Raw genomic sequence first — 26,107 nt, 5'->3', positions numbered from 1 at the left:
ATGAAGAACGTATACAGCGTGAAGAACGCGAAGCGTGAAGAACACGGGAGTGTGCATCATGGCGCAAGACGCCACCGTCACCTGGCTCACCCAGGAGGCCTACGACCGCCTCGCGGCGGAGCTCGAGCACCTCTCCACCCACGGCCGTGAAGAGATCGCGAAGCGAATCGAGTCCGCGCGCGAAGAGGGCGATCTCAAGGAGAACGGCGGCTACCATGCCGCCAAAGACGAGCAGGGCAAGCAAGAGGCCCGCATCCGACAGCTGAAAGAGCTGCTGCGCACCGCAGAGGTCGCCGACGCGCCCGTGTCCACGGGGGTCGTCGAGGCGGGCACCGTCATCACCGCGATCATCGCGGGCGACGAAGAGACGTTCCTCATCGGCAGCCGTGAGATCGCCGGTGACTCCGAGCTCGACGTGTGGAGCACGCAGAGCCCTCTCGGCGCCGCGATCCTCGGCCTGAAGGTCGGCGCGAAGACCAGCTACACCGCACCCAACGGGCGCGAGATCCCGGTCGAGGTCACGGGCGTCGCGACCTGGGGCGGCCAGTAGGGCGAGCTACCGCGCTCGAGCGGCGGCTCCACGCTGCAGGGCGGCTACTCGTTGTAGATGACCGGTTCGTATCCGGCACGACGCAGCACGGCGACGACCTGGGCACGATGATCGGGGCCGCGAGTCTCGACCGAGAGCTTCAGCTCGACCTCCGAGATCTGCAGGCCAGAGCCGTGCCTGGTGTGCAGCACCTCGATCACGTTGGCGTTGGCTTCCGCAAGCAGCTCTGCGATGTGCGCGAGCTGCCCCGGGCGGTCGGGCAGCCCGATTCCGAGCGTGAGATAGCGGTCGGATGCCGCGAGCCCGTGCGCGATCACCCGTTGCATGAGCAGTGGGTCGATGTTGCCGCCCGAGAGCAGCGCGACGACGGGGCCGTCGGAGGAGATCTGTCCGGTCATGATCGCGGCGACCGAGACCGCGCCGGCCGGCTCGACCACGAGCTTCGCGCGCTCGAGCAGCACGAGCAGCGCCCGGGCGATGTCGTCTTCGGTGACGGTCACGACCTCGTCGATGGCCTCGCGGATGATCTCGAAGTTCAGCTCTCCGGGCCGATAGACGGCGATGCCGTCGGCGATCGTCGGCACCACCGGCACGTGTTGCGGCGACCCGGCGGCGAGGGATGCGACGTACGGCGCCGCGTTCTCGGCCTGCACCCCGACCACTCGGATCGTGCGCCCGAGTTCGGCGGCGCGTTGCTTGACCGCGCTCGCGATGCCCGCGGCGAGACCGCCGCCGCCGATCGGCACGACGATGGTCGCGACATCCGGTGCCTGGTCGAGGATTTCGAGACCGAGGGTGCCCTGGCCGGCGATCACGTCGGGGTGATCGAACGGCGGGATGATGACCGCGCCCGTCTCGTTCGCGAAGGCGGCCGCGGCTTCGAGCGTCTCGCCGACCGAGTCGCCGCGAAGCACGACCTCTGCGCCGTACGCGCGGGTCGCCTCGAGCTTCGGCAACGCCACGCCGACCGGCATGAAGATCGTCGCGCGGATGCCGAGCTCACGCGCGGCGAACGCGACGCCCTGCGCGTGGTTGCCGGCCGAAGCCGCGACGACGCCCCGCGCCCGTTCGGACTCGGTCAGTGCCGAGATGCGGTGGTAGGCGCCACGGAGCTTGTAGGAGCCCGTGCGCTGCAGGTTCTCGCACTTGAGGTGAACGGGAACACCCAGCAGCTCGGCGAGGAACCGGGACGACTCCATCGGAGTCACCCTCGCGATGGCGGAGACCACGCCCCGCGCGTGCTCGAAATCGTCGAGGCTCGGCCCGGGAATCGCAGTCTTCAACTCGTTCATTCTCCTCGCTTGTACCCGGGACGTCGCGGCACGGTGCGCCAGAGCGGTGCGCGCCCCGGCGCACCGGGCGGAGTCGCATCGTCTTTCCATGCGCCACTCGCGACGGAGAGGACCATGACATTGAGCACGGCAGCCACGGGCACGGCGAACAGTGCGCCCGGGATGCCGGCGAGGAACCCTCCGGCGGCAACTGCGAGGACGACGCCGAGCGGATGCACCTTCACGGCCGTACCCATGATGAGCGGCTGCAGCACGTGCCCCTCGACCTGCTGCACGAGCAGCACGATGCCGAGCATGATCACGGCCGGCCAGAACCCGAGGTAGACGAGCGCGACGAAGACCGCGAGAGCGCCGGTCGCCACCGCACCCACGATCGGGATGAACGAACCGAGGAAGACGAGGATCGCGATCGGCACAGCGAGCGGCACGCCGAGGAAGAACGCGCCGAGGCCGATGCCGATCGCATCGATCGTGGCGACGAGGATCTGCACCTTCACGAAGTTCTGGAGTGTCATCCACCCCGCGTTGCCGGCATCGTCGATGGCGGTGCGCGCCCGTCGGGGGAAGATCCCGACGATCCAGTTCCAGATGCCGCGGCCGTCGATGAGGATGAAGAGCGTCGCGAAGAGCGCGAGCAGCATGCCTGCGAGGAAATGACCGGCCGAGGTGGTCACCGAGAGCGCGCCGCTCACGAGCACACCGGTGTCTTGCTGCACGGACTGGATGATCTGATCGACCCAGTCGTTCAGTTGGGACTCGGTGATGTGCATCGGACCCTCGAGAAGCCACTCGCGGAAATCGTCCCATGCGACGAGCGACTGCGCGGCGAGCTCACCGGAGCCGCGCACGATCTGCGTGATGCCGAGCGTCAGCAGCCCACCGACCACCACGAGCGCCGAGAGCATCGCGGCCGTCACCGCGAGCCACTTCGGCCAGCGATGCCGCTGCAGGAGGGCTGAGAACGGCACGAGCAGGGCTCCGACGAGCACCGCGACGAGGATGGGAATGACGATGAGTCGAAGCTGGATGATCAGGAAGACGACGACCGCGAGCACACCGCCGATGAGCAGGAGCCGCCAGGCCCAGCCTGCCGCGAGCCGCACCCCGAACGGGATCGACTCGGTCACTGCATCTGGTGCGTCCTCCGGCGGCTGCGCCGGCGCCGAAGCGTCCGTCGTGCGCCGTGACAGTCGGCCCCGTATCCGCCCCCTGGACTCCGTCATAACTCCATTCTAGGCGCGGCGTATGAACCGAGCGGTATGAGGCATCGGATGTCTCGCGATCGCCCGAACCCCGCGTGTCGGCGGTCCCGGCTATCGTCGAAATCATCATGGTCGACGTCGTCAGCCCAGCCCTCGCCCGCCGCATCGCCCTGGCCGCGCAGGGCTTCGCCCGACCGCTCCTCGAAGCGCCGGGCACCCGCGCCGTCAACGGGGTGATCGATCGACTCGGCCTGCTGCAGATCGACTCGGTCAACGTCTTCGAGCGCAGCCACTACCTGCCGGCGTTCAGTCGCGTCGGAGCCTACGATCGGGGCGCGCTCGACCGCATCACCACGGGGCGTCGCGGCCGCATGGTCGAGTATTGGGCGCACCAGGCGGCGTACATCCCGCGCGAGCTCTGGCCGCTCTTCGAGTTCCGGCGCACGGCCTTCCGCACGAAGGGCACCGACTGGGGCGGGTGGGTCGCCGAAGACGCCCCACTGGCCGAATGGCTCAAGGCCGAGCTCGCCGCGAACGGCCCCATGCGGGCGAGCGAGATCGAGCACGACGCCAACGAACGACGCGGCCCCTGGTGGGGCTGGTCCGACGTCAAGCGCACGCTCGAGATGATGTTCCGCACCGGCGAAGTCGTGTGCGTCGAGCGGCGCCGTTTCGAGCGTGTCTACGCGCTGCCCGAGCAGGCGCTGCCGAGCCACTTGCTCGACACCGCGCCCATCGAGGCCGACGCCGTGCGCGAGCTCGTGAGACTCGCAGCATCCGCTCTCGGCATCGCTACAGAAGCCGACCTCGCCGACTACTGGCGCATGAAGCGCGTGCCCGTGCGGCAGGCGATCGGCGAGCTCGAAGAGGCCGGCGTGCTGCTGCCGGTGGAGGTGCCAGGCTGGACCACCGGCGCTCGCCAGACCCCCGCGTGGCTGCACCGCGACGCGAAACGGCCACGTCGAATCGAGACGGCCGCGGTGCTCTCGCCGTTCGACCCCGTGGTGTGGTTCCGGCCGCGCACCGAGCGCCTCTTCGACTTCCACTACCGCATCGAGATCTACACTCCCGAACCCGATCGCAAGTTCGGGTACTACTCGCTCCCGGTGCTCATCGACGATCGGGTCGTCGGTCGCGTCGACCTGAAGAGCGATCGCAAGGCCGGGGTGCTCAGAGTGCAATCGGCCTGGAGCGAGCCCGGGGCTCCCGATGACGCTGCGGCGCGCATCGTACCGGTGCTGCGACGGGCTGCCGCCTGGCAGGGGCTCGGGGACGTCGCCGTCACCGGCCGCGGCGACTTGTCCCCCGCGCTGACGGCGGAGTTGCGCATCGCCTGAGCGACGGCGCCGCGGTCGCACTCGGCGCTAGAACGCGCCACCCATCTGCTCGAGTCGCTTGACGCGCTCGGCGATCGGAGGGTGGGTGGCGAAGAGCTTGTCCATGATGCCGGGCTTCAACGGATCGGCGATCCAGAGGTGGGCCATCGAGGAGTTCTGCCGTTTCATGGGCCGACCGTAGGTCTCGAGCTTCTCGAGGGCGCTCGCGAGCGCGTCGGGGTGCCGGGTGGTCATCGCGCCCGTGGCATCCGCGAGGTATTCACGTTGGCGCGAGACCGCGAGCTGCACGAGGCTCGCCACGAGCGGGGCGATGAGCATCGCCACGAGCCCGAAGATCATGACGATCGGGTTGCCGTTGTTGTTGCCACGGCCGAAGAACGCCATGCGCACGAGCATGTCGGAGATGAAACCGACGGCGACGACGAGACCGAACACGACCATCGAGAGCCGGATGTCGTAGTTGCGCACATGCCCGAGCTCGTGGGCCATGACGCCCTCGAGCTCGGCGTCGTCCATGATCTCGAGCAGGCCGGTCGTCGCGGCGACGACGGCGTGCTCGGGGTCACGGCCGGTGGCGAATGCGTTCGGCGCTGGGTCTGAGATGACGAAGACCCGAGGCATCGGCGTGCCGGTGGTGATCGAGAGGTTCTCGACGGTGCGCCAGAGCCGCGGGTGGTCGGCCTTGGACTGCAGCTCGACCGCGCCCGACATCGAGAGCGCCTGCCGATCGGCGGTGAAGTACTGGAACAGCGCGTAGGCGGACGCGATGACGAGCGTCACGATGACGATCGTGATGTCGCCGTAGATGTAGGCCGCGAGCCACCCCAGCCCACCGATGATGGCGAGGAAGAACAAGACGATGAAGACGGTGTTTCGTTTGTTCTTCGCGATCGCGCGGTACATCAATGACCCTTCGGGGTCTCGATACGCGTCACGCTCCGCGCGGCGCTACTCGACCTCGATGGGCGCCTGACGGCGTCTATCAGCAGGGCGTCCATCAAAACTGAACGCGCGGCGGCTCTGCGATGGCCGCGGGCTCCGTGACCTCGAAGAAGTCACGCTCGTGGAAGCCGAGGTTGCGCACGAAGAGCGTGTTCGGGAACACCTTGATCTTCGTGTTGAGCTCGCGCACACCGCCGTTGTAGAACCGGCGCGAAGCTTGGATCTTGTCTTCGGTGTCGACGAGCTCGGACTGGAGCTGCAGGAAGTTCTGGCTCGCCTGCAGCTGCGGGTACGCTTCGGCGACCGCGAAGATCGACTTCAGCGCCTGCTGCATGTGGTTCTCGGCAGCACCGGCCTCACCGGGGCCTTGGGCCGACAACGTCTCGGCACGAGCCCGGGTGACGTTCTCGAAGACCGACTTCTCGTGGGCGGCGTAGCCCTTCACCGCCTCGATGAGGTTCGGAATCAGGTCGGCGCGACGCTTCAGCTGCACCGTGATGTCGCTCCACGCCTCGTCGACACGCACGTTCAGTGTGACGAGGGAGTTGTACGTGGCCCAGAGGTAGATGCCGATGATCACCACGAGCGCAACGACGATGATGACGGGGATGAGCCATTCCATGGCACGGACTCCTAGCGCTCTGAGCTTGGTTGCTGTGCGTCCATCCTACCGAGGGGCCTTCACAGCGGCCTGCGCTTCCCATGAGACTCGGAGGAACTCGACGGCCGCCTCCGGGCATAGGCTCAGCCTGTGACGGAGCACGCAGAACCCCGCCGGAGAGGTCGCCCCCGTGGCGCGAAGGCAGGCGACACCCGTGCGCGCATCCTCGAGGCGGCGACGGCCGAATTCGGCGAGCACGGCTATGAAGCCGCGTCGATGCGGGCGATCGCTCGGCGCGCGGGCGTCGATCCGGCGCTCGTGCACCACTACTTCGACGACAAGCGGGCCCTCGTGGCGGAGGTCGTCGAGGTGCCGTTGCGCCCCGACCGCTTGGTGCGCGACGCACTCGCCGCCCCGATCGACGAACTCGGCGAACGGCTCGTGCGCGCGGTGCTCGGCGCCTGGGATTCGAGCGCGGTGCGTCCGGCGGCGGTCGCGGCACTCCGTTCCGCGATCGGCCAGGGCCCGGTCGCTCGCATGCTGCGCGAGTTCCTGCGCCGCGAGATCATGCAGCGAATCGCGTCGGCACTCCCTGATGCCGACGACGCCGATCTGCGGGCCGAGCTCGCGGCCTCGCAGCTCGTCGGCGTGATCATGGTGCGGTACGTACTCGAGTTCGAGCCGGTGGCGTCGGTCAGCGTCGACGAGCTCGTGCGCCGGGTCGCGCCAGCGGTGCAATGGCACCTGACCGGGCGTCCCGACTCGCTTGACAGCGTCGTTCGCCCGGCGCACAATTCAGCAAATGATGAATAGCTCGGATGCCGCGGCAGCCGGCGCCGTCGGCGCCGCGGTCATCGTCGAGAACCTCACGATCGTCCGGGGCGGTGCGACCGTGCTCGACCGGCTCTCACTCGCGGTCCCCCGCGGCCGTATCGTCGGCCTCCTCGGCCCGAGCGGCAGCGGCAAGACCACGCTCATGCGTGCCCTCGTCGGCGTGCAGATCGTGAAGTCGGGCACGATCGAGGTGCTGGGGCTGCCGGCGGGCAGTCGCCCGCTCCGCAAGCGCATGGGGTACGTCACCCAGCAGGCGAGCGTCTACGACGACCTCACCGTGCGCCAGAATCTCGCGTACTTCCGGCGCATCGTCGGCGCACCGGCATCCGACATCGACCGTGTCATCGAACGCACCGACCTCGGCACCGTCGCCGGCCGCCTCGTCGGCTCGCTCTCGGGCGGGCAGCGCAGCCGGGTTTCACTGGCGGCGGCGCTCCTCGGCCGACCCGAGGTGCTCGTACTCGACGAGCCCACCGTCGGCCTCGACCCCGTGCTCCGCGTCGAGTTGTGGGACCTGTTCCGGAGCCTCGCCGATGACGGCACCACCCTGCTGATCTCGAGCCACGTCATGGACGAGGCCAAGCGATGCGACCGCCTGCTGCTCATGCGCGACGGCCGGCTGCTCGCCGACGACACCGTGCGCGGCGTGCTCGAGGTCACCGGCACCGACGATGTCGAGCAGGCCTTTCTGCGCCTCATCGAGCGCGGTGAGCCCGACCTGCGGCCGACGAGCGAGACGGAGGCGCAGCGATGAACCTCACGCGCACGTTCGCGACCACCGGCCGTGTGCTCACCCAGATCCGCCACGACCCGCGCACCGTGGGCCTCCTGCTCATCGTGCCGAGCCTGCTCATCGGCCTCGTCGCGTGGATCTTCACCGACACCGACGTCTTCTCCGACATCGGCCCCGCGATGATCGCGCTCTTCCCCTTCATCGTGATGTTCCTCGTCACGAGCATCTCGACCCTTCGGGAGCGCCGCAGCGGCACCCTCGAGCGGCTGCTCTCGATGCCGATGGGCAAGGGCGATTTCATCCTCGGTTACGCCCTCGCGTTCGGTTTGCTCGCGGTGTTCCAGACCGCGATCGCCGTCTCCTTCGCCGTGTGGGTGTGCGGCCTCGAGATCGCAGGGTCGATCTGGCTCCTCTTCGCCGTCGCCGTCGCCGATGCGCTCCTCGGCACGGCGCTCGGGCTCCTCGCGAGCGCCTTCGCGCGCTCCGAGTTCCAGGTCGTGCAGTTCATGCCTGTGCTCGTGTTCCCGCAGATCCTGCTCGGCGGCATCTTCATCCCGCGCGACCAGCTGCCCGAGGCGCTCGAGGTGATCAGCGAGTGGCTGCCGCTCAGTTTCGCGATCGACGCGCTGCAAGCGGTCGCCGACGACTCCGAGAGCGCCGCGTGGATCGCGGCGAAGATCCTCGTCATCTGCGCCTGGATCGTCGGCTCCATCGTGCTCGGCTCGGTGACCCTGCGCCGGCGCACCCCGTAGGGGGCGATTACTCGCCGAGCACGGCTACTCGCCGAGCACCCGGTCGAGATACGGGTTCGCGAAGCGGCGCTCGGGGTCGAGCTCGTCGCGAACCCGCACGAAGTCGTCGAAGCGGGGGTAGACCTCGCGCAGCGAGTCGGCTGTCTGCGTGTGCAGCTTGCCCCAGTGCGGCCGGCCGCCGAAGTCGCGCATGATCGCCTCGACGCCCGCGAAGTACTCGCAGTGGTCTTCACGGAAATAGCGATGCACGGCGATGTAGCCGGTCTCACGGCCGTGCGCGGTCGAGAGCCAGTTCTCATCGGATGCCGCGGCGCGAACTTCGATCGGGAAGCTGACGCGCCAGTCCTTCCGCTCGATGAGTGCGCGCACCTCACGTACCGCATCGGGGACCGTGTTGAGCGGCACGGCGTACTCCATCTCGCGGAAGCGCACGGTGCGGTTCGTCACGAACACCTTCGGCGAGAAGTCCGCGAAGTCGCGGTCGCCCGTGAGCTTCTCCACCTGGCGGGCGAAAGTCGGGATGACACCGGGCACCGCGCGGCCGACCGCGCAGATGCCGCGATACATTCCGTTCGCGAGCAGTTCGTCGTCGACCCAGCGCGAGACGCGACCGAGTGGGCGCCGCGGGGCGTCGCCCGGCAGTCGGGTGTTCGTCTTCGTGAGCGCTGCCTCGGTGTGGGGGAACCAGTAGAACTCGAAGTGATCGGCGCTGCGCACGCGCTGCTGCCAGCCATCGAGGACCTCGCCGAGCGGCTCGGGCTTCTCGACGGCGTTCAGCACGAATCGCGGCACGAGTTGCAGCGTGACCTCGACGAGCACGCCGAGCGCGCCGAGCCCGAGTCGCACCGCGGGCAGCAGTTCAGGTCGCTCGGTCTCGCTCACCGTGAGGAGTTCGCCGCCGCCCGTGACGAGCTTCGCGGCCACGATCTGCGTCGCGAGTCCGCCGAGCCCGAGCCCTGTGCCGTGCGTTCCCGTGGAGGTCGCACCGGCGATGGTTTGCCGGTCGATGTCGCCCATGTTGGGCATCGCGAGACCGTACGGGGCGAGAAGCGCCGGCAGTTCGTGCAGTCGGGTGCCGGCGCCGAGCGCGACTCGGCCGGTCGCGATATCGGCATCGACGACGCCCGACAGCGCGGTGAGGTCGAGCTGCACGCCGGGCGCGACCGCGATGCCGGTGAAGCTGTGTCCGGCACCGACCGCCTTGATGCGCAAACCGGATGCCGCGGCGGCGGTGACCGCCCGTTGTACCGCGCCAGCGGTGGCGGGCCGCTCCACGCGTAGGGGCCGCACCGATTCCGTGCGACCCCAGTTGCGCCACGTCGCCCCGGTCGCCGTCACAGGAACGCCTCGTTTCCGTCCCGACCCGTCAACACAGGCCACGTCGCCCCGGTCGCCGTCACAGGAACGCCTTTCCTTCGCCCCGATAGCTCGGGATCGTCTCGACGACCTCGCCGGCTTCGACGACGACGAACTCGTTCAGGTGTTCGGCGAGCTCCCCCGACTTCGTGTGCCGCAACCACACCCGTTCGCCCACCGAGAGGCCGCGAGCGGCCCGCCCGCTCACCGGCGTCTGCACTTCGCCCGCCATCTCGCGAGGCTCCATCACGAGCCCCTCGGGCCACGCGATCTTCGGCAGCCGGTCTGCGGCAGGCGGGCCCGAGGCGACCCAGCCGCCGCCCAGGATCGTCGCGTGATCGTGGCTCGGCCGGCGCACGATGTCGAGTGCGAACGCGGCGGCCGGCGCCGGAGTGAATCGCTGGTAGCCGTCGAAGAGATGCCCGCCGAAGATGCCGGAGCCGGCGGCGATCTCGGTCACCGAGGCATCCGCCGCCGTGACCTCGAGCGACCCCGTGCCGCCGCCGTTCACGAACTCGAGCTCGGTGACCTTTCGCACTGCAGCGACCGCGCGAGCGCGGCGCTCGACGAGCTCGGGCATCGACTTCGATTGCATCCACCGGTTCACCGCGCCGTCGACGGGGCGGCCGGCCGGCCGGTTGACGACGCCCGCGATCTGCGCCTCGTACGACATCATGCCCACGAGCTCGAACCCCGGCCGCTTCACGATGTACGCGGCGAGCGCGGCGGCGTCTTCGGGCGAGTGCACGGGCGAGCGGCGCACGCCGAGATGTCCGAGCAACGGGGCGTTCCACGAGGCGTCGAGCTCGAGGCAGACCCTGATCCGCTCTCGCTTGCCGGGCGGCAGCACCGCGTCGACGAGGTCGAGCTGTGCCGGCGAGTCGACCATGAGGGTCACTCGCGCGGCGAAGTCGGGGTCGCTCGCGAGCCGGCGGATGCTCGCCCGCTCGGCGGTCGGGTAGCCGACGACGATGTCGTCGACCGTGTCGGCGAGCCAGAGGGCCTCGGCGAGCGTGTAGGCGAGCACCCCGTGGTATCCCGGCATCGCGAGGAGCGCCTCGACGACCCCGCGCACGCGCAGCGACTTCGAAGCCACCCGGATCGGCGTGCCGTTCGCCCGGCGCAGCATGTCGAGGGCGTTGTGGCGCAGCGCCCCGAGGTGCAGTGCCCCGACGGGGGCGTCGAGGTGGGCGGTCGCGGCGGTCAGCGCCGGCCAGTATCGTTCGGGCCGCAGCCACTCCGCGGCATCCGTCGCCGGCACGCCGGTCTTGCGCAGGTCGAGAGCCATCAGCGCACGCTTCTCACGCGGGCGACCGCGAAAGCGCCGGCGAACGAGAAGGCGGCACCGAGGAGGAACACGAGCATGAACGAGCCTGAGATGACCACCGCGGCGGCACCGATCATCGGAGCAACGGCCTGCGGAACCGCCGAGGCGATGTTCATGATGCCCAGGTCTTTGCCCCGCGACGCCGCGTCGGGCAGCACCTGGGTCGCGAGCGCCTGATCGACCGAGAGGAAGCACCCGTAGCCGAGCCCCAGCAGACCGGCTGCGACCATCGCGACGGTGAGGTCGGGGAAGAGCGCGAGCAGCAGGGCCGCGACGCCCTGCAACGCCGAAGCGAAGAAGACGAACATCTTGCGACGGCCGAGTCGGTCGGAGAGCTTGCCGAGGAGCAGCGAGGCCGCGATCACGAACACCATGTAGATGAGCGTCAGCACGATGAGATCGTCTTCGGCATGCGCGTCGTTCAATTGGAACATCAGGAAATAGAGCAGCAGGCTCGTGCCGAGCGCGTTGCCGACCGAGACGAGCACCCGGCTGAGCAAGGTCCAGCCGAAGTCGGGGTGCTTCCGCGGGCTGATCCAGAATCCGGCGATGATGCCCTTCGCCGTGACGCGGGCGCGCTCGGCCGTCGCGAGCGGCTGATCGGCACGGAAGAGGAACGGAACGGCGAGCACGACGAGGATCACGGCGAGCAGGATGTAGCCGACCGAGGCGTCGGTCACGAGCTCGGTGACGAGCACGAGCCCGACGATGATGCCGACCGCCTGCGGCGCCGACATCCAGCCCGAGACGAAGCCGCGCTGGTTCACGGGCACCTGGTCGGAGATCGTCGCGGTGAGGGCGGCGGTCATGATGCAGAAGCCGACGGATGCCGCGACCCACGCCGCCCCGATCGCCCAGATCTCCGTTTGCAAGCCGAGCGAGACGAGCGAGAGCGCGAAGACGACCGCGCCGATCGCGATCCAGGGGCGGCGGCGCCCGAACCGCGACGTCGTGCGGTCGGAGAGCGCGCCGGTGAGCGGATAGGCGATGATCGTCGCGATCGCGGCGATGCCCGAGATCATGCCGAACGCGACGACGCTGTCGACCCAGTTCTCGGGGTGCAGTTGCGCGTCGATCTGGGCGGGCAGCAGCAGCTGCACGGGCGTCAGCTGCGCCATCCAGATGCCGAGCCAGACCGTCGCGAACGAGGCGATCCATCCGGCCGAAACCCGTCGAACCGGCTCGCCGAGCGCGGAAGCGGGCGGCGGCACGGGAGGTTGCGCGGAGGGCGCGGCATCGAGGCTCGTCATCGGGGTTCGGCCATTCTCGAGAGGGCGTCGGCGGCCGCGTGCGCGACCGCCCGGGAAGCGGCATCGTCTCGGTCGACGAGCCAGGTGAGGGTGAGCCCGTCGGTGAAGGCGACGAGCACGCGGGCGACCTGCGCGACGGGGGCGCGCCACACGGTGCCGGCCCGCCGGGCGGCCGCGTCGAGGGAGCGGGCGGCCAGCTCGGTGTACCGCGCGTACTGCGCCAACGCGAGTGGATGCCGCTCGGGCGAGCGCAGCGCGTACTGGGTGAGCTCGAGCATCGCCTGTTCATGCTCGGGATCGGCGCGGAGGTGTTCGAAGTACCGCAGCAGCCCGGCCTCGAGCATGTCGCGCAGATCGTCGCCTTCGAGCTGATCGGGCAACACGGCTGCCTGCTCGCGGGCGACGACCGTGGTGATGAGCTCGTCGATGAGTTCGTCGCGCGAGTCGAAGGCGTAATGGAAGCTCGCGAGTGACATGCCCGCCTCCGCGACGATGGCTCGGGTCGTGGCCTGCGCGATGCCACGGCGCGACACGACCCGCAGGGCCGCTTCGACGAGAGCGGCGCGGCGCTCCGGTGCTGGGATGCGGGTCACGCGACTCCTCTCGACACCATTGACGCGAAGTGGGACACCTGTCCCAGTCGCATCAGTATGCATGAAAACCGTTACGCTCGCACCATGCGCCTCGGAGTGCTCGACGTCGGTTCCAACACGGTGCACCTCCTCGTCGTCGACGCGCATCGCGGTGCCCGGCCGGTCCCGACGTCATCGAACAAATCGGTGCTTCGGCTCATGCGATACCTCGAGCCGGACGGCGCGATCAGCGAGGTCGGCGTCAGGGCGATCATCGAGGCCGTGGGCGCAGCGGTCGACGCGGCCGGTCGAGCCGGACTCGACGAGCTCCTCGCGTTCGCGACTTCGGCGATCCGAGAGGCCGCGAACGGCGAGGCGGTGCTCGATCGCGTCGCCGAGGAGACCGGCGTGCGCCTGAGCGTGCTCTCGGGCGAGGAGGAGGCACACCTCACGTTCCTCGCCGTGCGCCGCTGGTACGGCTGGTCCGCGGATCGGATCCTGGTCTTCGACATCGGTGGCGGCTCGCTCGAACTCGTGCAGGGACTCGACGAGATCCCGGATGTCGCGCGTTCGCTCCCCCTCGGCGCCGGCCGGTCGACGATCGAGTTCCTGCCCGACGACCCGCCGTCGACCGAGCAGGTCGCCCACCTCCGGGGGCACGCCCGCGCCGTGCTCGCGGAGGCGATCGCGCCGTTCCGCGAACTGCCCTCACCCGATCACGTCGTGGGCTCATCCAAGACGATCCGATCGCTCGCGCGGCTCGCGGGCACGGTAGAGGAGGGTGTCGGGTCATCCGATCGGATCGTGCTCACGCGCCGCGCTCTCGACGACTGGACGCCGCGCCTTGCGAAGATTCCCGCTGATGCGCGGCCCGCGCTCCCCGGTATCACCGCCGACCGAACCTTCCAGATCGTCGCAGGCGCCGTCGTGCTCTCCGAGACGATGCGCGCGTTCGGCGTCAACGAGCTCGAGGTCTCGCCGTGGGCGCTCCGCGAAGGGCTCATCCTCCGGCGACTCGATCGGCTCGGCTGAGACCGATCACGTTTCGGGGCGGATCGGGCCGGCGACACCGGCGGGGCCCGTCGGTTCACCCGCGAGGGGGTCGACCGGTTCGGGCAGGTCGGGCTCGATCGCCTCGCGCGCGGTCTTCGCCCAACTCGTTCGCCCCGTCCAGTGACGCACGAGTGCTGTGAGGAAGACCGGGAAGACGATCCAGGTGTAGGCGGCGTACGGCACCGTCTCGACGAGCGCGAACAGGAACCCGCGAACGCTGCGACGACGGAGGAAGAGCGTGATGAAACCCGGACCGAACCCGAGCATGAAGAACAGCAGGAGGATCGTCAACGTCGCCGGGATGATGGGAATCTGCAACACGACGGCCAGCACGATCGTCGCGAAGAAGTCGAGCCCGGCGGCGGAGATCAGCACGGGCGTCAGCATGTAGTGCACGGCGTCGATCCTCGCGATCGGGCCCTGCTCGATGCGAGCGGTGCCACCGATCAGGCCGAGCGCCTGCCAGCCGCCCTGAGCCCAGCGCACCCGCTGGCGGTAGAGGCGTCGCAAGGCGGGAACGCCCTGCTGGTCGATCGCAGCGCCGTTCTCCTGGGCGCCGCGCCATCCGGCCTGGAGGAGCCGCACCCCCAGATCCTGGTCCTCCGTGAGTCGATCGCGCCACGGCCCGTCGTCCACCGCGATCGAGGTCAGCGCGGACAAGCGGTTGAACTGGCCGTTGCCGCCCATGTTCGCCGTCCCCCACGAAGCGCGGCCAGCCTGGTAGACGAACCCGAACGACGAGAACTCGACATCCTGCGCCCAGGTCAGGAATCGATCCGAGTTGTAGATGCGCACGAGCACCTGCACTCCGGCCACGAAGGGGTCGACGAAATGCCAGGCGACCCGGCTCGGCGCGTGGCGCTCGAGTCGACCATCGGCGTCGACGATGCCGACGATCACCCGGTCGTGTGCGATTCCGCTGAACGCGGGCTCGCTCAGCAACTCGTCGCGGATGTGATGGTAGGCCTCGTTGAGGGCGGCCGCCTTGCCGCGCCGAGCGTTCGGAGGTGTGCGGGTCAGCACCCGCAGTCGCGGGTCGTCGATACCGCGCAGGATCTCTCCGGTGCGGTCGGTCGACCCGTCGTTGACGACCAGGATGACCGCGCGTTGCGCGTCGACGTCGCGGAGTCGTGCCACGCTGTCGGCGATCGTCACCTCCTCGTCGAGCGCTGGCACCACGAAGACCCAGAGGAAGTCGTCCACGTCCGGCTCGCCCTCCGGAATCGGATGTCTGCGCCCTCGCCGAGACCGGTGACCCGCGATCGCGAGACCCGAAATGGAGACGAAGGAGATCACCGTCAAGGTCAACGCGATCCAGAAGAGCACCTGGAAGACGACCGGAACCCCGGCGAACAAGTCCGCCCAGACGATCGGCTCAAGCACCAGCCACACCACCGAGGCCGTCGGCCACACCATCGTGCTGAAGCTCGGCGAGATCGTCGGCAGGGTCCTCGAGGTACCCCGCCGCGCGCAGCACGCCCTTGCGGTCGATCCCGGTGCCGAACTGTTGCGGAGCGTGACCATCGAATACGACGTGCTCGGTGAGCGCGAGAATCCGATCGGCTGCGTGGCCGTCACCGTACGGGTTCGACCGAGCCGAGCGCCGAGCGTACTCCCGCGGATCGTCGAGCAACCGGGATGCGGCCGAGATGATGCGATCGGGGTCGGAGCCCACGAGCTCGACCGTGCCCGCTTCCACGCCCTCCTGCCGCTCCGTGGTCTCGCGCAGCACGAGAACCGGCCTGCCGAGCGCCGGCGCTTCCTCCTGGATGCCACCCGAGTCGCTGATGACGAAGGCGGCTCGACCGAGGAGTCGCGAGAACCCCGCATAGCCCATCGACTCCACCAAGGAGGCATTCGGATGCGATGTCAGGTGACGGCGCAGCACCTCCTGCACCGCCGGATTCGGATGGAGCGGCACGATGAAGCGCACGTCGGGATACGCCGCCGCGAGGTGTGCGACGGCCCCCGCGATGCGCTCGAGCGGATCGCCCCAGTTCTCTCGTCGGTGGGCCGTCACCACGACGATGCGCGTCGTCTCGTCGTCCTCGAGATCTTCGAGGCCCGCGACCCCGTAGGGCACGTCGAGCGAGGCCGCGAAGAACAGCGTGTCGATCGCGGTGTTGCCGCTCACGAAGATGCGCCCCTCATCGATCCCCTCGAGGATCAGGTTCTGCTCGTTGCGGAAGGTCGGGGCGAGGTGCAGCGCGGCGATGCGCGAGATGAGCTGACGGTTCAGCTCCTCGGGGAACGGCGAGAGCGTGTCATCCGTGCGCAGCCCGGCCTCGACGTGCACGACCGGCACCCGGGTGTGGAACGCCGCGAGCGCCGCCGCTGCCGCACTCGACGTGTCGCCGTGCACGAAGCATGCCACCGGAAACCCATCGGGTGGCGCACCGTAGTTCGTCTCCCGAGTCGGCCCGAATCTCTCGAAGACACGGCTCATGCCGCCGAGCACGTCGGCGAAGAGCTGGTTGAGGCTGCGGCCGGGGGCTGCGACATCGAACGTCACATCTGCCTCGACGCCGCCCAGGGCGAGCACATTCTCGACGAGCTCGGCGTGCTGACCCGTCGAGACGACGAACGAGGCGAAGCGGCTGCTGTCGCGGAACGCCCGGATGACAGGCAGCATCTTGATCGCCTCCGGCCGCGTGCCGACGACGAAGACGACGACGAGCGGTCCCTGCACGGCGTTCTCCATGCGCCCACCGTATCCATGTGGCGCGACAGGTGCCAGAGTCGGGCGATCCGATCCGCCGCGCTCCTCGGCATGCCAAGCGGGGTCCGAATCGCACGGGAATGGAGGAGCGTACGGTGCTCCCGCTGGGACTCGAACCCAGACTGAGGCGATTTTAAGTCGCCTGCCTCTGCCGATTGGGCTACGGGAGCGCGGCGCCACCCGAAGGGCGGCGCCGCGTCACAGCATAGTCAGAGCCGTCGCTACTTGGCGGCGACGGTCTCTCTCTTGGTCGACTTGCTCACCTTCGCGGCTGCATCCGCAGCCGGGACCGGCGCCTCGACGGCCGGCGGCTTCGGACGTGCGGCGAACAGCTCGAACTGCGCGCGCGGCTGTTGCACCGCAGCGAGCGAGACGATGTCGCGGCCGAGCCAGAAGTTGTTCCACCAACCCCAGAAGACGCGGAACTTGCGCTCCCAGCTCGGGATGGCGAGCCCGTGGTACCCGCGGTGGGCGAACCAGGCGATGAGGCCCGTCAGCGCGAGCTTGCCCGACTGGAAGACGCCGGAGCCGATGCCGAGACCGGCGACCGCGCCGAGGTTCTTGTGGAAGTACTGCTTCGGCTCTTCGCCGCGCAGCACCGCGACGATATTCTTCGCGAGGAGCTTGCCCTGACGCACCGCGTGCTGGGCGTTCGGCACGCAGTAGCCGCCGACGCCCCCACCGGTCAGGTCGGGCACCGCGGCGATGTCGCCGGCTGCCCAGGCGTCGGCCACGAACTCCTCGTCGTCTCCGATTCGGAGGTCGGCGCGGGTCTTGAGACGGCCGCGCTCTTCGACGGGCAGGTCGCTCGACCGCACGATGGCAGGGTTCGCCATGACACCGGCGGTCCAGACGATCAGATCGGTCTCGAAGCTCTCACCGGTCGACAGCTCGATGACGCCGTCGACGGCGCTCGTGAGCTGCGTGTCGAGGTGGATCTCGGCGCCGCGCTGGGCGAGGTGCTTGATGACCCAGTGGCTCGTCGGCAGGGAGACCTCGGGCATGATGCGCCCCATGGCCTCGATGAGGTGGAAGTGCGTCTCGTCGAAGGTGAGCTGCGGGTAGTACTCGAGCAGTGAGCTCGCGAAGGAACGGAGCTCGGCGAAGATCTCGATGCCGGCGAAGCCGCCGCCGACGACGACGAACGTGAGCAACCGCTCGCGCTCGGGGCCCGGGGGCAGGTTCGAAGCCAGGTCGAAGTTCGTGAGCACACGGTCGCGGATGGCGACCGCCTCTTCGATCGACTTGAGGCCGATGGCGTTGTCGGCGATGCCCGGGATCGGGAAGGTACGCGAGACTGCGCCGCCCGTGACCACGACGACGTCGTAGTCGAACTGCCACGGCTCGCCCAACTCGGGCGTGATCGTCGCGGTCTTGGCCGCGTGGTCGATACGGGTGACCTTGGCGGTCACGACGTTCGTCTTCTTCAGGTGCCGGCGCTGTGCGACGACGGCGTGCCGGGGCTCGATCGAGCCGGCCGCCACCTCGGGCAGGAACGGCTGGTACGTCATGTAGGGCAGCGGGTCGACGATCGTCACCTCGGCCTCGCCGGCACGCAGCCACTTCTCGAGCTTCCACGCCGTGTAGAACCCCGCATAGCCACCGCCGACGATGAGAATCTTGGGCACGGTGAATGGACTCCTCAGTTTTGGAACGTGCGGGCTGATTTGCGTGCGATCACTGCTCGCGAATGCGGACAGTCCGCCTGGTATGCCGAGTGGCGCCGATGCCCAACAGCGCTGCTAGCGTACCAAACCCTGCGACCAGTGAGAGCGGCACCGTGATGTAGGCGAGCGTCCAGGGCGTGGGCAACAGCGTCTGCGCGCCATCCGACCTCGGTAACGGCGGATCGGCGATCGGCACGATCGGCACTTCTTCAGCGCTCTCCTCGGGAGACGCCACCTCGGCGCGGCGATGCAGGGTGATCCAGTCGGCGAGGCTGCCGAGCGGATTCTCGTCGACCTTCGTCACATTCGCCGTGAGGGCGGCAACGGGGTCGATCAGGCCGTAACCGTAGAGCGCACTGGGCACCGCCTGGCCGTTCGGGTCGGCCGTCGCGATGAGACGTTTGATGACGTTCGCCGCGTCGAGCTCGGGATGCTCGGCGCGAATGAGCGCGACGAGCCCCGAAACGATGGGCGCCGCACCGCTCGTGCCGTCCCAGATCACGTAACTGCCGTCGGGTTGCAGACCGACGAGCTGTTCGCTCGGCGCCGCGACGGCGATCGTGATGCCCTGAGAGCTGGCATCGAGGCTCGCGTTCTTCGACTTGTCGACGCCTGCGACCGTCAGTACGCCCGGGATCGTCGCCGGCGCGCCGACCTCGCTCGTTCCGCTGCCTCGATTGCCGGCCGCCGCCACGACGACGACGTCGTGGTCGTACGCGTACATGAACGCGTCGTCCCAGCTCACGGGCCAGTCGCGGGTGTTGCGGGTCAGCGACATGTTGATGACGTCGGCGCCGTTGTCGACCGCCCAGCGCACCGCCTCGGCGATCTGGTCGTCGTTCGACTTCACCGCGCCGGTGTCTTGACCGAACGCGACCGAGACGGTCAACAGGGATGCCTCGGGCGCGATGCCGATCATGCCGTTGCCCTCGCCGGTGCCGCGACCGGCGAGCAGGCCCGCGACCATGGTGCCGTGCGTGTTGTCTTCGCCCACGGGCGTCTGCCCGTCGGGGCTGCCGAGCCCCGAGACATCCGTGCCGTCGGTGACCGCGCCGCGAAGCTCGGCGACGTTGCCGTTGACGCCCGTGTCGATGACCGCCACCGTGACACCCTTGCCGCGGGTCGTGTTCCACGCGGTCGTGAAGCCGTAGTCGGTGAGCCAGTACTCGTAGTCGCGCACGAGGTCGGCGTGCGCCGGTGCCGCGCCCGCGAGTGCGAGGAGGGTCGCCGCCGCGACCGCGGCAGTCGCCCGCGCGAGCAGGGCGAGGGGGCGGCGGCGGGCGCCGAGCACACCACGAGCACCCCGCGCCGGAGGCGGCGGGCGCTCAGCAGATCGAGTGCGACGACGGAGGATCACGCGGTCGAACCCCCGGTCGCGTCGGCCTCGGCTGGCGCGTCGATCTCGACCGGCGCGTCGTCGACTCCGTAGTCGGGGCAACGGCACACTGCAGGCGACCAGCTCGAGCGCTCGAGCGCGATGTCACCCATCGGGTTGGCGCCCGGCCCCGCTGCGAGCGCATGTGCAGCGAGCGCGTGCAGGCATTTCACGCGGGTGGGCATGCCGCCCGCGGAGATGCCGGCGAGCTCGGGGACGACCGCGATCGACTCCCGATCGGCGAGGTAGTCGCCGTGCGCCCGCCCGTAGGCGTCGGCGACCCCTGGATCGCTCTCGAGGAGCTCACTGCACTCGACCATCAGTTGCGCCGCTTCGAGGAACGACATCGCCGCGGTCGCGACGGGGTGCGAGAGGTAGTAGAACGTCGGGAACGGGGTGCCGTCGGACAGGCGTGGGGCCGTCGAGACCACGGTCGGCGCGCCGCAGACGCAGCGGGCGGCGATGCCCACGACGTCGCGCGCAGGGCGGCCGAGTTGCGCAGAGACGATGCGAACATCGCGCTCGCTCACCGTCTCGAAGGGCGGGCGGCTCATCGGGTCTCCTGGGCGGCGGGCGTCGCGATCGTCGCTGCGGGGTCGGTCGGCGCGGGGTCGGTCGCTGCGGGGTCGCTCGACTGCGGCACGGCCTCGGGTGCCAGCCCCGCGGTCAGCGCGGAGTCGAGCAGGGTGCGCATCCAGTCGCCCTTCGATTCGGTCACGTCGGCGGAGACTTCGGTCGCGGCATCCGCCTTCGCCGCTGCCGTCCGGTCGTCGTAGACGAGGTAACTCACCTCGCCCGGCATCACGTAATAGAGACGCTCTCGCGCCTGGGTCACGATGAACGTGTCGTCGTTCCAGCGCTCACGTTCGGCGCGGAGGCGCGCCACCTCCTCCTCTTGTGCGGAGACGGCGGCGCGGAGCTCTGCGATCTGCTGCCGCTGTTGTGCATACGCCCCGATGGTCGGCGCGAGCACCACCACGGCGAGCACGAGCACTCCCATCATGATGAGGGAGAAACCTGAGAATCGGATGCCGCTGAGCCATCCCGATCGCACCGAGCCGGTCGCCTGGGCGGCCTGACGGCTGCGTGCGGTGGCTTTCGCGGAGCCCGCGGCCTTCGCCGAGCCCGCGGCCTTCGCCGATGTGCCTGCCCCCCGCTTGGTCGGGGCCGGCTTCGAGGTCGGGGCCGGCTTCGGGGTCGGAACCGTCGGACGCCTGGGGGCACGGCCGGAGCGACCGGTATCGTCGCGCATCGCTCCTCCTCGTCGTCGACCCGGATCAACGCGACGACGGGGGCGGCCACGCGGCCGCCCCCGTCACGCGCGAACTGCTCTAGGCCGTGTAGCGGGGGAACGCCGTGCGGCCGGCGTACACCGCGGCCTCACCGAGCTCCTCTTCGATCCTCAGAAGCTGATTGTACTTGGCGACCCGCTCGCTCCTGGCCGGCGCGCCCGTCTTGATCTGACCGCAGTCGGTCGCGACCGCGAGGTCGGCGATCGTCGTGTCTTCGGTTTCGCCGGAGCGGTGCGACATGACGACGGTGTAACCCGAGCGCTGCGCGAGCGTGACGGCGTCGAGCGTCTCGGTGAGGGTGCCGATCTGGTTCACCTTGACGAGGATCGAGTTGCCGGTGTGCTTGGCGATGCCCTCGGCGAGACGCTTCGGGTTGGTGACGAAGAGGTCGTCACCGACGAGCTGCAGCTTCGTGCCGAGCTCGGTCGTGAGCTGCGCCCAGCCGTCCCAATCGGACTCGTCGAGCGGATCCTCGATGGAGACGAGTGGGTAGGCGGCGGCGAGCTCGGCGTAATACGCGCTCATCTCGGCCGACGTGCGGTCCTTGCCCTCGAAGCGGTAGACGCCGTTCTCGTGGAACTCGCTCGCCGCGACATCCAGGCCGAGGGCGATGTCGGTACCGAGCGTGAAGCCGGCCTTCTCGATCGCCTCGGAGATGAAGTCGAGTGCAGCACGGTTGTGCGCGAAGTCGGGGGCGAAACCGCCCTCGTCGCCGAGACCGGTCGACAGGCCCTTGGCCTTCAGCAGGCCCTTGAGCGCGTGGTAGGTCTCGACACCCCAGCGGAGGCCCTCGGAGTAAGTGGGTGCGCCGATCGGCAGCACCATGAACTCCTGGATGTCGACACCGGTGTCGGCGTGCGCGCCACCGTTGATGATGTTCATCATCGGCACGGGCAGCACGTGGGCGTTCGGGCCCCCGAGGTAGCGGAAGAGTGGCAGGTCGGCCGATTCGGCTGCGGCCTTCGCGACGGCGAGGGAGACGCCGAGGATGGAGTTGGCGCCGAGGCGGCTCTTGTTCTCGGTGCCGTCGGCCTCGATGAGGGCGGCGTCGACGAGGCGCTGGTCGGCAGCGTCGAGGTCTTCGATGGCGGGGCCGAGGTCGTCGAGCACGGCGTCGACGGCCTTCTGCACGCCCTTGCCGAGATAACGGTCGTTGTCGCCGTCGCGCAGTTCGTACGCCTCGAAGGCGCCCGTCGATGCGCCCGAGGGCACTGCGGCGCGGGCGAGCGAGCCGTCGTCGAGCAGCACCTCGACCTCGACGGTCGGGTTGCCGCGCGAGTCGAGAATCTCGCGTGCGCCTACAGCTTCGATGATTGCCACAGTGAACTCCTCTGTGATGGGTGGGTGTGCAGCGGACGACTCCGTCGTGATCCGCCAGCCAGTCTAGTTACGCTCGCGACCGGCGACCACGCCGCCGCAGGGTCTCGGCCGGATGACCTGCGCCACGTGGCATCCGCTCGCCGCCCGACGCGAAACGTCGCAGATGGCGACTTCTGCGCGCAGGTGGTCGCCATCTGCGACCTCTCGGTGAGGTCGCCCTCGGCACTCAACGGGCGACGCGAGCCTCGGCGAGCGCGATCAGCGCTCGGACTCGCCCGATGAACGCCGCCTGATCGACGAAGAGATCATCTGAGGTCACGCGGATCACGGTCCAGCCCGCGGCCTCGAAATCGCGCTTCCGACGGATGTCCCGCTGCCAGATCGCACGATTCGCACGATGACCGTCGCCCTCGTACTCGAAGACGATCCGCCAGCGCTCCCACTTCAGATCCGGATGCAGCACGGTTCCGTCTGCCATCGGCGTCGGGTCGTTCGGCACCGGCTCGGGGAAGCCAAGTTCGACGAGCACGAGCCGAGTGAGCGATTCGGGTCGCGACTCGGCTCCGACCCTGACCCTCTGGAGCGCCCACGTGAGGTTGCGGGCACCTCGGCGCCCCGCCCAACGCTCCGCGGCACGCGCAAGCTCTTCCCTGCTCGTGAGCGCCGGAGCTCGCCCGCTTCGCGTACGGGCTCCGGTGACGAGCGCATCGCCGACGGCGACGAGGTCGGTGCGATCGAGCGTTGCCGCGAGCTGACACCACACGAGCGCAGGGTCCACGACCGGGAGTGCATGGCGCAGCACCGCGGGACTCGGTGCATCACTCGAGTGCCCGGCCACACCACGGCCGCGCGCCCGCACGAGCCCGGGAGGCGAGATCACGTGGAGCAGCGGGCCCGCCGCCGGCAAGGGCGCACCGAACAGCAGCGCAGCAGTCTCGTGACTGAATGCCTCGCCCGGGCGCAGCAAGGGCTCGTAGGCACGGCAGCGATCGAGCACCGAATCGAGGTCGAGACCGACCGACCGCACGGCCGTGAACGGCCGCTGCACGTCACTCGCGCGAAGCCGGCTCCGTGTCGATTCGTGCAACGCCACGTCGCGCACGTGGAACGCCATGCCGGTGAGGTAGCCGGGCAGAGTTGATCGATTCCGCACACACCGACTCTGCCCCTACGCCCGGATTCGGGTCGTTCACTCTCCACAGGCCCGTCTCAGAGCGCGTCGAAACGTCGCGGATGGCGACTTCTGCGCGCAAGAGGTCGCCATCCGCGACCTCTCGCGTGCAGGGAGCGGAAGGAAGGGTCAGCCGAGGTCGCGGAACGCGAGCGACGCGGCATCCGTAGAGCCGACGCCGACCTGCGCGAAGGCGTCGAAGCCGTCGGCGGTCACGCGGTCGAGCAGGGCGCGCAGGTTCTTCACGCGGCGCTCGAGACGAACCCGGGCTCCGGATGCCACGAGCTCGCGTTTCAGGGCGAGCAGCTGTGCCGCAGGGACATCCGCGTCGTGGACGAGCACGACGGCACGGGGGCGTTCCTCGTCGCGCACGGCCAGCAGGTCGACGATGCGCTCGAAGCCGATCGAGAAGCCGCACGCCGGCACCTCCTGGCCCAGGAAGCGCCCGATCATGTGGTCGTATCGGCCGCCGCCGCCGAGCGAATAGGCGTAGTCGGGGTGGGCGATCTCGAAGATCGAGCCGGTGTAGTAGCCCATGCCGCGCACGAGGGTCGGGTCGAACTCGATCGCAGCATCGGGCAGCGCCGCGCGCAGCGCGAGCAGCTCGGCGTAGGCCTCGCGGTCGAGCCACGCAGGCGGGGGCGTGACGCCATCGGCCAGGTGCCAATCGGCAGCGGTCAGCGCCTCGAGCTCCGCCGCGACATCCGCGTCGCCGGTCACGATGCCGAGCTCGGCGAGTTCGGCCGCCACTCCCCCGGTGCCGATCTTGTCGAGCTTGTCGATCGTGATGAGCGCGCGTTCGCGCAGTTCGTCGGGCACACCCCACGAGCCGAGGATGCCGGCGAGGATCCGCCGGTCGTTCAGCCGGATCGTGCACCCGGCGAGGCCGAGCGCGTCGAGCGTCGCGACGGTCGCGGTGAGCAACTCGAGCTCCGCGAGCGGGCCGGCTTCGCCGATGATGTCGATGTCGCACTGCACGAACTGGCGGTAGCGACCCTTCTGCGGGCGCTCCGCGCGCCACACGGGCGCGATCTGGATCGCCCGGAACACCGGTGGCAGCGCGGCCCGGTGCGTCGCGTAGAACCGCGCGAGCGGCACCGTGAGGTCGTAGCGCAGGCCGAGATCGGCGAGCGAGAGGGCATCGCCGGATGCCGCGGCGCGCGCCAGGTCGTCGGTGGTCAAGCCGCGCTTCATGACGGCGAATGCGAGTTTCTCGTTGTCGCCGCCAAGGCCGGCGTGCAGCCGCGACGCGTCTTCCATGACCGGCGTCTCGATCTCGTCGAAGCCGTGCGCCGCATAGACCCCGCGGATCACGCCGAGGGCGTGCTCGCGTCGGGCCTTCTCGGCAGGCAGGAAGTCGCGCATTCCGCGCGGTGGAGTGACGGATGCGGCCATGCCGACCATTCTTCCAGCACGCGGGCGTCGCCCGTGGCGCACGCTTCAGCCCGCTTCAGCACGCGTCAGCCCGCGTCGAGCTCGATCCCGCGAGCCGCCGCCGCGCCGCGCAGCGCTTCGGCTTCGTCGATGCCGACGGCGAGGTAGACGTGCAGCCCGTCGGCGTCGTCGCGCACGAGGTACTCGGAATCGCTCGTCACGATGAGCTCGTCGTTCGCGTCGAGATAGCTCCACCGCACGCGCACCATCGAGATGAGCTCGGTGAGCGCGCTCACTGCGCGAAGTTCGGGCACTGCCGACTCGAGCCCGAGCCGCCGGTAGAGCGGATACGACGATGAGAGGCCGGCGGCCATGTCGGCGCGACTCTCGAGCGCTCCGGCGAACTCGTCGGTCATCACCATGCCGGGCAGTCCCCAGAGCTGCGCGGTCGCTTCCGCGTCGTATTCGCGGAGCGCCGCAGCGTAGGCATCGAAGAACTCGGCGAGCCGCTCCTCTTCGATGCCCATGGACTCCTCCTCGGTGCGCCCGTCTCCTCCGACGGTACGCCCGCGCCGCGGCATCCGCGAGCCATCGGGCGGCGGGGCCGTCAGTCGGTGCGCGACCGCTCCGCCGCACGCACCTCGTCTTCGAGGCCCCGCACAGCGACGCGCAGCGCGCGCTCCGCGTCGAGTCCCTGCGAGCGCGCGGATGCCACGAGCCCGAGCAGTACCTCGCCGAGCTCGCCCTCGGTCGCGGGCGCGGGCGTCGCGGGCGCGGGCGTCGCGGTCGGCGCCGACCCCTCGGCATCCGTCACGCCGACCTTCTCGGCCTTGCCGAGCACCTTCTGCGCGAGCGCGAGCGCCGGCATGCCGCGCGGGATGCCGTCGAGCACGCTCGTACGGTGCGGCTTCTCGTCGGCCTTGAGGTCGTCCCAGAAGGCGACGACGTCGGCGGCGGTCTCGGCCTCGCGATCGCCGAAGACATGCGGATGCCGCGACACCATCTTCGCCGTCATGTGACGGGCGACATCGTCGATGTCGAAGTCTTCACCGGGCGTCTGCGCGGCGATGTCCGCGTGGAAGAGCACCTGGTAGAGCACATCGCCGAGTTCCTCGATCATCTCCTCGCGACTACCGGACTCGATCGCGTCGATGAGCTCCCAGCTCTCCTCCACGAGGTACTGCACGAGGCTCTCGTGGGTCTGCTCCGCGTCCCAGGGGCATCCGCCCGGCGCACGGAGCCGGGCGACCATCGCGACCAGCTCCGTGAGTCCCTCGTGCGCGTCGCGGGACTCGGCCGATGCGTGTTCGGTGCGGGCGTCGCTCATGCGTGCCAGCCTACGTCGACCCCACCCCGATAGGATCGAACGCGGAGCGCCGGGAAGTCTG

The 26,107-nt window shown here is 69.4% G+C and carries 25 protein-coding genes and 1 tRNA gene; 6 read left to right on the top strand and 20 right to left on the bottom strand.

Annotated features, from left to right (window positions below):
• Nucleotides 1-58 precede the first annotated feature (58 nt).
• On the top strand, nt 59-550 hold the full coding sequence (gene greA, locus AC1C2S_RS14765) for a transcription elongation factor GreA (protein WP_495354400.1): 492 nt from the start codon (nt 59-61) through the stop codon (nt 548-550).
• Nucleotides 551-594: 44 nt separating this feature from the next.
• On the opposite strand, the gene ilvA is transcribed toward greA, so the two are convergent.
• Together ilvA and AC1C2S_RS14755 are read right to left on the bottom strand one after the other, a co-directional pair.
• Entirely contained in the window at nt 595-1,842 is a 1,248-nt protein-coding gene (ilvA, locus tag AC1C2S_RS14760; protein WP_495353367.1) for a threonine ammonia-lyase, read from the bottom strand.
• Nucleotides 1,839-2,969 carry an AI-2E family transporter gene (locus AC1C2S_RS14755; protein WP_495353366.1) on the bottom strand — a complete coding sequence of 377 codons (1,131 nt, stop codon included), beginning with the start codon at nt 2,967-2,969 and terminating at the stop codon, nt 1,839-1,841. Before AC1C2S_RS14755 ends, ilvA begins: the two co-directional genes overlap by 4 nt.
• 203 nt (nt 2,970-3,172) lie before the next feature.
• Here AC1C2S_RS14755 and AC1C2S_RS14750 point away from each other — a divergent pair, with 203 nt between their 5' ends.
• The gene (locus tag AC1C2S_RS14750) at nt 3,173-4,381 is read left to right on the top strand and encodes a winged helix-turn-helix domain-containing protein (protein WP_495353365.1); all 1,209 of its coding nucleotides are present in this window, start codon (nt 3,173-3,175) and stop codon (nt 4,379-4,381) included.
• A 27-nt stretch (nt 4,382-4,408) separates the two neighbouring features.
• Here the strand turns inward: AC1C2S_RS14750 and AC1C2S_RS14745 are convergent, their stop codons facing one another.
• On the bottom strand, nt 4,409-5,284 hold the full coding sequence (locus tag AC1C2S_RS14745) for a M48 family metalloprotease (RefSeq protein WP_495353364.1): 876 nt from the start codon (nt 5,282-5,284) through the stop codon (nt 4,409-4,411).
• Between the two features lie 94 nt (nt 5,285-5,378).
• The gene (locus tag AC1C2S_RS14740; RefSeq protein WP_495353363.1) at nt 5,379-5,945 is read right to left on the bottom strand and encodes a LemA family protein; all 567 of its coding nucleotides are present in this window, start codon (nt 5,943-5,945) and stop codon (nt 5,379-5,381) included.
• Nucleotides 5,946-6,074: 129 nt separating this feature from the next.
• On the opposite strand from AC1C2S_RS14740, the gene AC1C2S_RS14735 reads away from it, so the two are divergent.
• From AC1C2S_RS14735 to AC1C2S_RS14725, 3 genes are read left to right on the top strand one after another with little or no spacing between them, the layout of a single operon-like run.
• Complete coding sequence (locus tag AC1C2S_RS14735) at nt 6,075-6,737, top strand: TetR/AcrR family transcriptional regulator (protein WP_495353362.1); 663 nt, start codon at nt 6,075-6,077, stop codon at nt 6,735-6,737.
• The gene (locus AC1C2S_RS14730; protein WP_495353361.1) at nt 6,727-7,512 is read left to right on the top strand and encodes an ABC transporter ATP-binding protein; all 786 of its coding nucleotides are present in this window, start codon (nt 6,727-6,729) and stop codon (nt 7,510-7,512) included. The genes AC1C2S_RS14735 and AC1C2S_RS14730 overlap by 11 nt, the downstream gene beginning before the upstream one ends.
• Nucleotides 7,509-8,243 (top strand): ABC transporter permease, encoded by a 735-nt coding sequence (locus AC1C2S_RS14725; RefSeq protein ID WP_495353360.1) that lies wholly within the window; start codon nt 7,509-7,511, stop codon nt 8,241-8,243. Before AC1C2S_RS14730 ends, AC1C2S_RS14725 begins: the two co-directional genes overlap by 4 nt.
• 24 nt (nt 8,244-8,267) lie before the next feature.
• Here the strand turns inward: AC1C2S_RS14725 and AC1C2S_RS14720 are convergent, their stop codons facing one another.
• Genes AC1C2S_RS14720 through AC1C2S_RS14705 form a run of 4 tightly spaced genes read right to left on the bottom strand, consistent with a single transcriptional unit; the run spans nt 8,268 to nt 12,769 of the window.
• Nucleotides 8,268-9,581 (bottom strand): D-arabinono-1,4-lactone oxidase, encoded by a 1,314-nt coding sequence (locus AC1C2S_RS14720; RefSeq protein WP_495353359.1) that lies wholly within the window; start codon nt 9,579-9,581, stop codon nt 8,268-8,270.
• A gap of 58 nt (nt 9,582-9,639) precedes the next feature.
• Nucleotides 9,640-10,887, bottom strand: a complete 1,248-nt coding sequence (locus tag AC1C2S_RS14715; RefSeq protein WP_495353358.1) for an alanine racemase — start codon at nt 10,885-10,887, stop codon at nt 9,640-9,642.
• On the bottom strand, nt 10,887-12,176 hold the full coding sequence (locus AC1C2S_RS14710) for an MFS transporter (protein ID WP_495353357.1): 1,290 nt from the start codon (nt 12,174-12,176) through the stop codon (nt 10,887-10,889). Before AC1C2S_RS14710 ends, AC1C2S_RS14715 begins: the two co-directional genes overlap by 1 nt.
• Nucleotides 12,173-12,769, bottom strand: coding sequence for a TetR/AcrR family transcriptional regulator (locus tag AC1C2S_RS14705; protein ID WP_495353356.1), 597 nt, complete (start codon nt 12,767-12,769; stop codon nt 12,173-12,175). Before AC1C2S_RS14705 ends, AC1C2S_RS14710 begins: the two co-directional genes overlap by 4 nt.
• 84 nt (nt 12,770-12,853) lie before the next feature.
• On the opposite strand from AC1C2S_RS14705, the gene AC1C2S_RS14700 reads away from it, so the two are divergent.
• Nucleotides 12,854-13,780, top strand: a complete 927-nt coding sequence (locus AC1C2S_RS14700) for a Ppx/GppA phosphatase family protein (RefSeq protein ID WP_495353355.1) — start codon at nt 12,854-12,856, stop codon at nt 13,778-13,780.
• A 6-nt stretch (nt 13,781-13,786) separates the two neighbouring features.
• Here the strand turns inward: AC1C2S_RS14700 and AC1C2S_RS14695 are convergent, their stop codons facing one another.
• The 12 genes from AC1C2S_RS14695 to AC1C2S_RS14640 form a co-directional block, all read right to left on the bottom strand.
• Nucleotides 13,787-15,217, bottom strand: coding sequence for a glycosyltransferase (locus AC1C2S_RS14695; protein ID WP_495353354.1), 1,431 nt, complete (start codon nt 15,215-15,217; stop codon nt 13,787-13,789).
• On the bottom strand, nt 15,177-16,502 hold the full coding sequence (gene wecB / locus AC1C2S_RS14690) for a non-hydrolyzing UDP-N-acetylglucosamine 2-epimerase (RefSeq protein ID WP_495353353.1): 1,326 nt from the start codon (nt 16,500-16,502) through the stop codon (nt 15,177-15,179). The genes AC1C2S_RS14695 and wecB overlap by 41 nt, the downstream gene beginning before the upstream one ends.
• Before the next feature lie 114 nt (nt 16,503-16,616).
• Nucleotides 16,617-16,690: transfer RNA gene (locus AC1C2S_RS14685), tRNA-Leu, on the bottom strand.
• A gap of 51 nt (nt 16,691-16,741) precedes the next feature.
• On the bottom strand, nt 16,742-18,148 hold the full coding sequence (locus AC1C2S_RS14680) for an NAD(P)/FAD-dependent oxidoreductase (RefSeq protein WP_495353352.1): 1,407 nt from the start codon (nt 18,146-18,148) through the stop codon (nt 16,742-16,744).
• A gap of 49 nt (nt 18,149-18,197) precedes the next feature.
• Complete coding sequence (locus tag AC1C2S_RS14675) at nt 18,198-19,478, bottom strand: S8 family serine peptidase (protein WP_495353351.1); 1,281 nt, start codon at nt 19,476-19,478, stop codon at nt 18,198-18,200.
• Nucleotides 19,479-19,540: 62 nt separating this feature from the next.
• Nucleotides 19,541-20,116 (bottom strand): DUF501 domain-containing protein, encoded by a 576-nt coding sequence (locus tag AC1C2S_RS14670; RefSeq protein WP_495353350.1) that lies wholly within the window; start codon nt 20,114-20,116, stop codon nt 19,541-19,543.
• Nucleotides 20,113-20,814, bottom strand: coding sequence for an FtsB family cell division protein (locus tag AC1C2S_RS14665; protein WP_495353349.1), 702 nt, complete (start codon nt 20,812-20,814; stop codon nt 20,113-20,115). Before AC1C2S_RS14665 ends, AC1C2S_RS14670 begins: the two co-directional genes overlap by 4 nt.
• 79 nt (nt 20,815-20,893) lie before the next feature.
• Complete coding sequence (gene eno / locus AC1C2S_RS14660; protein ID WP_495353348.1) at nt 20,894-22,174, bottom strand: phosphopyruvate hydratase; 1,281 nt, start codon at nt 22,172-22,174, stop codon at nt 20,894-20,896.
• Between the two features lie 226 nt (nt 22,175-22,400).
• Nucleotides 22,401-23,327 carry a hypothetical protein gene (locus AC1C2S_RS14655; RefSeq protein ID WP_495353347.1) on the bottom strand — a complete coding sequence of 309 codons (927 nt, stop codon included), beginning with the start codon at nt 23,325-23,327 and terminating at the stop codon, nt 22,401-22,403.
• A gap of 147 nt (nt 23,328-23,474) precedes the next feature.
• Complete coding sequence (gene hisS / locus AC1C2S_RS14650; RefSeq protein ID WP_495353346.1) at nt 23,475-24,740, bottom strand: histidine--tRNA ligase; 1,266 nt, start codon at nt 24,738-24,740, stop codon at nt 23,475-23,477.
• 65 nt (nt 24,741-24,805) lie between these two features.
• Complete coding sequence (locus AC1C2S_RS14645; protein ID WP_495353345.1) at nt 24,806-25,246, bottom strand: DUF6841 family protein; 441 nt, start codon at nt 25,244-25,246, stop codon at nt 24,806-24,808.
• A gap of 80 nt (nt 25,247-25,326) precedes the next feature.
• Nucleotides 25,327-26,046: a nucleoside triphosphate pyrophosphohydrolase gene (locus tag AC1C2S_RS14640; protein ID WP_495353344.1), complete on the bottom strand. Its 720-nt coding sequence runs from the start codon at nt 26,044-26,046 to the stop codon at nt 25,327-25,329.
• Nucleotides 26,047-26,107: the final 61 nt, after the last annotated feature.

This window comes from Agromyces sp. Y782 (assembly GCF_059445405.1).
The sequence above is the reverse complement of the archived record's forward strand: the minus strand, read 5'-3'. Positions and strand labels throughout refer to the sequence as shown.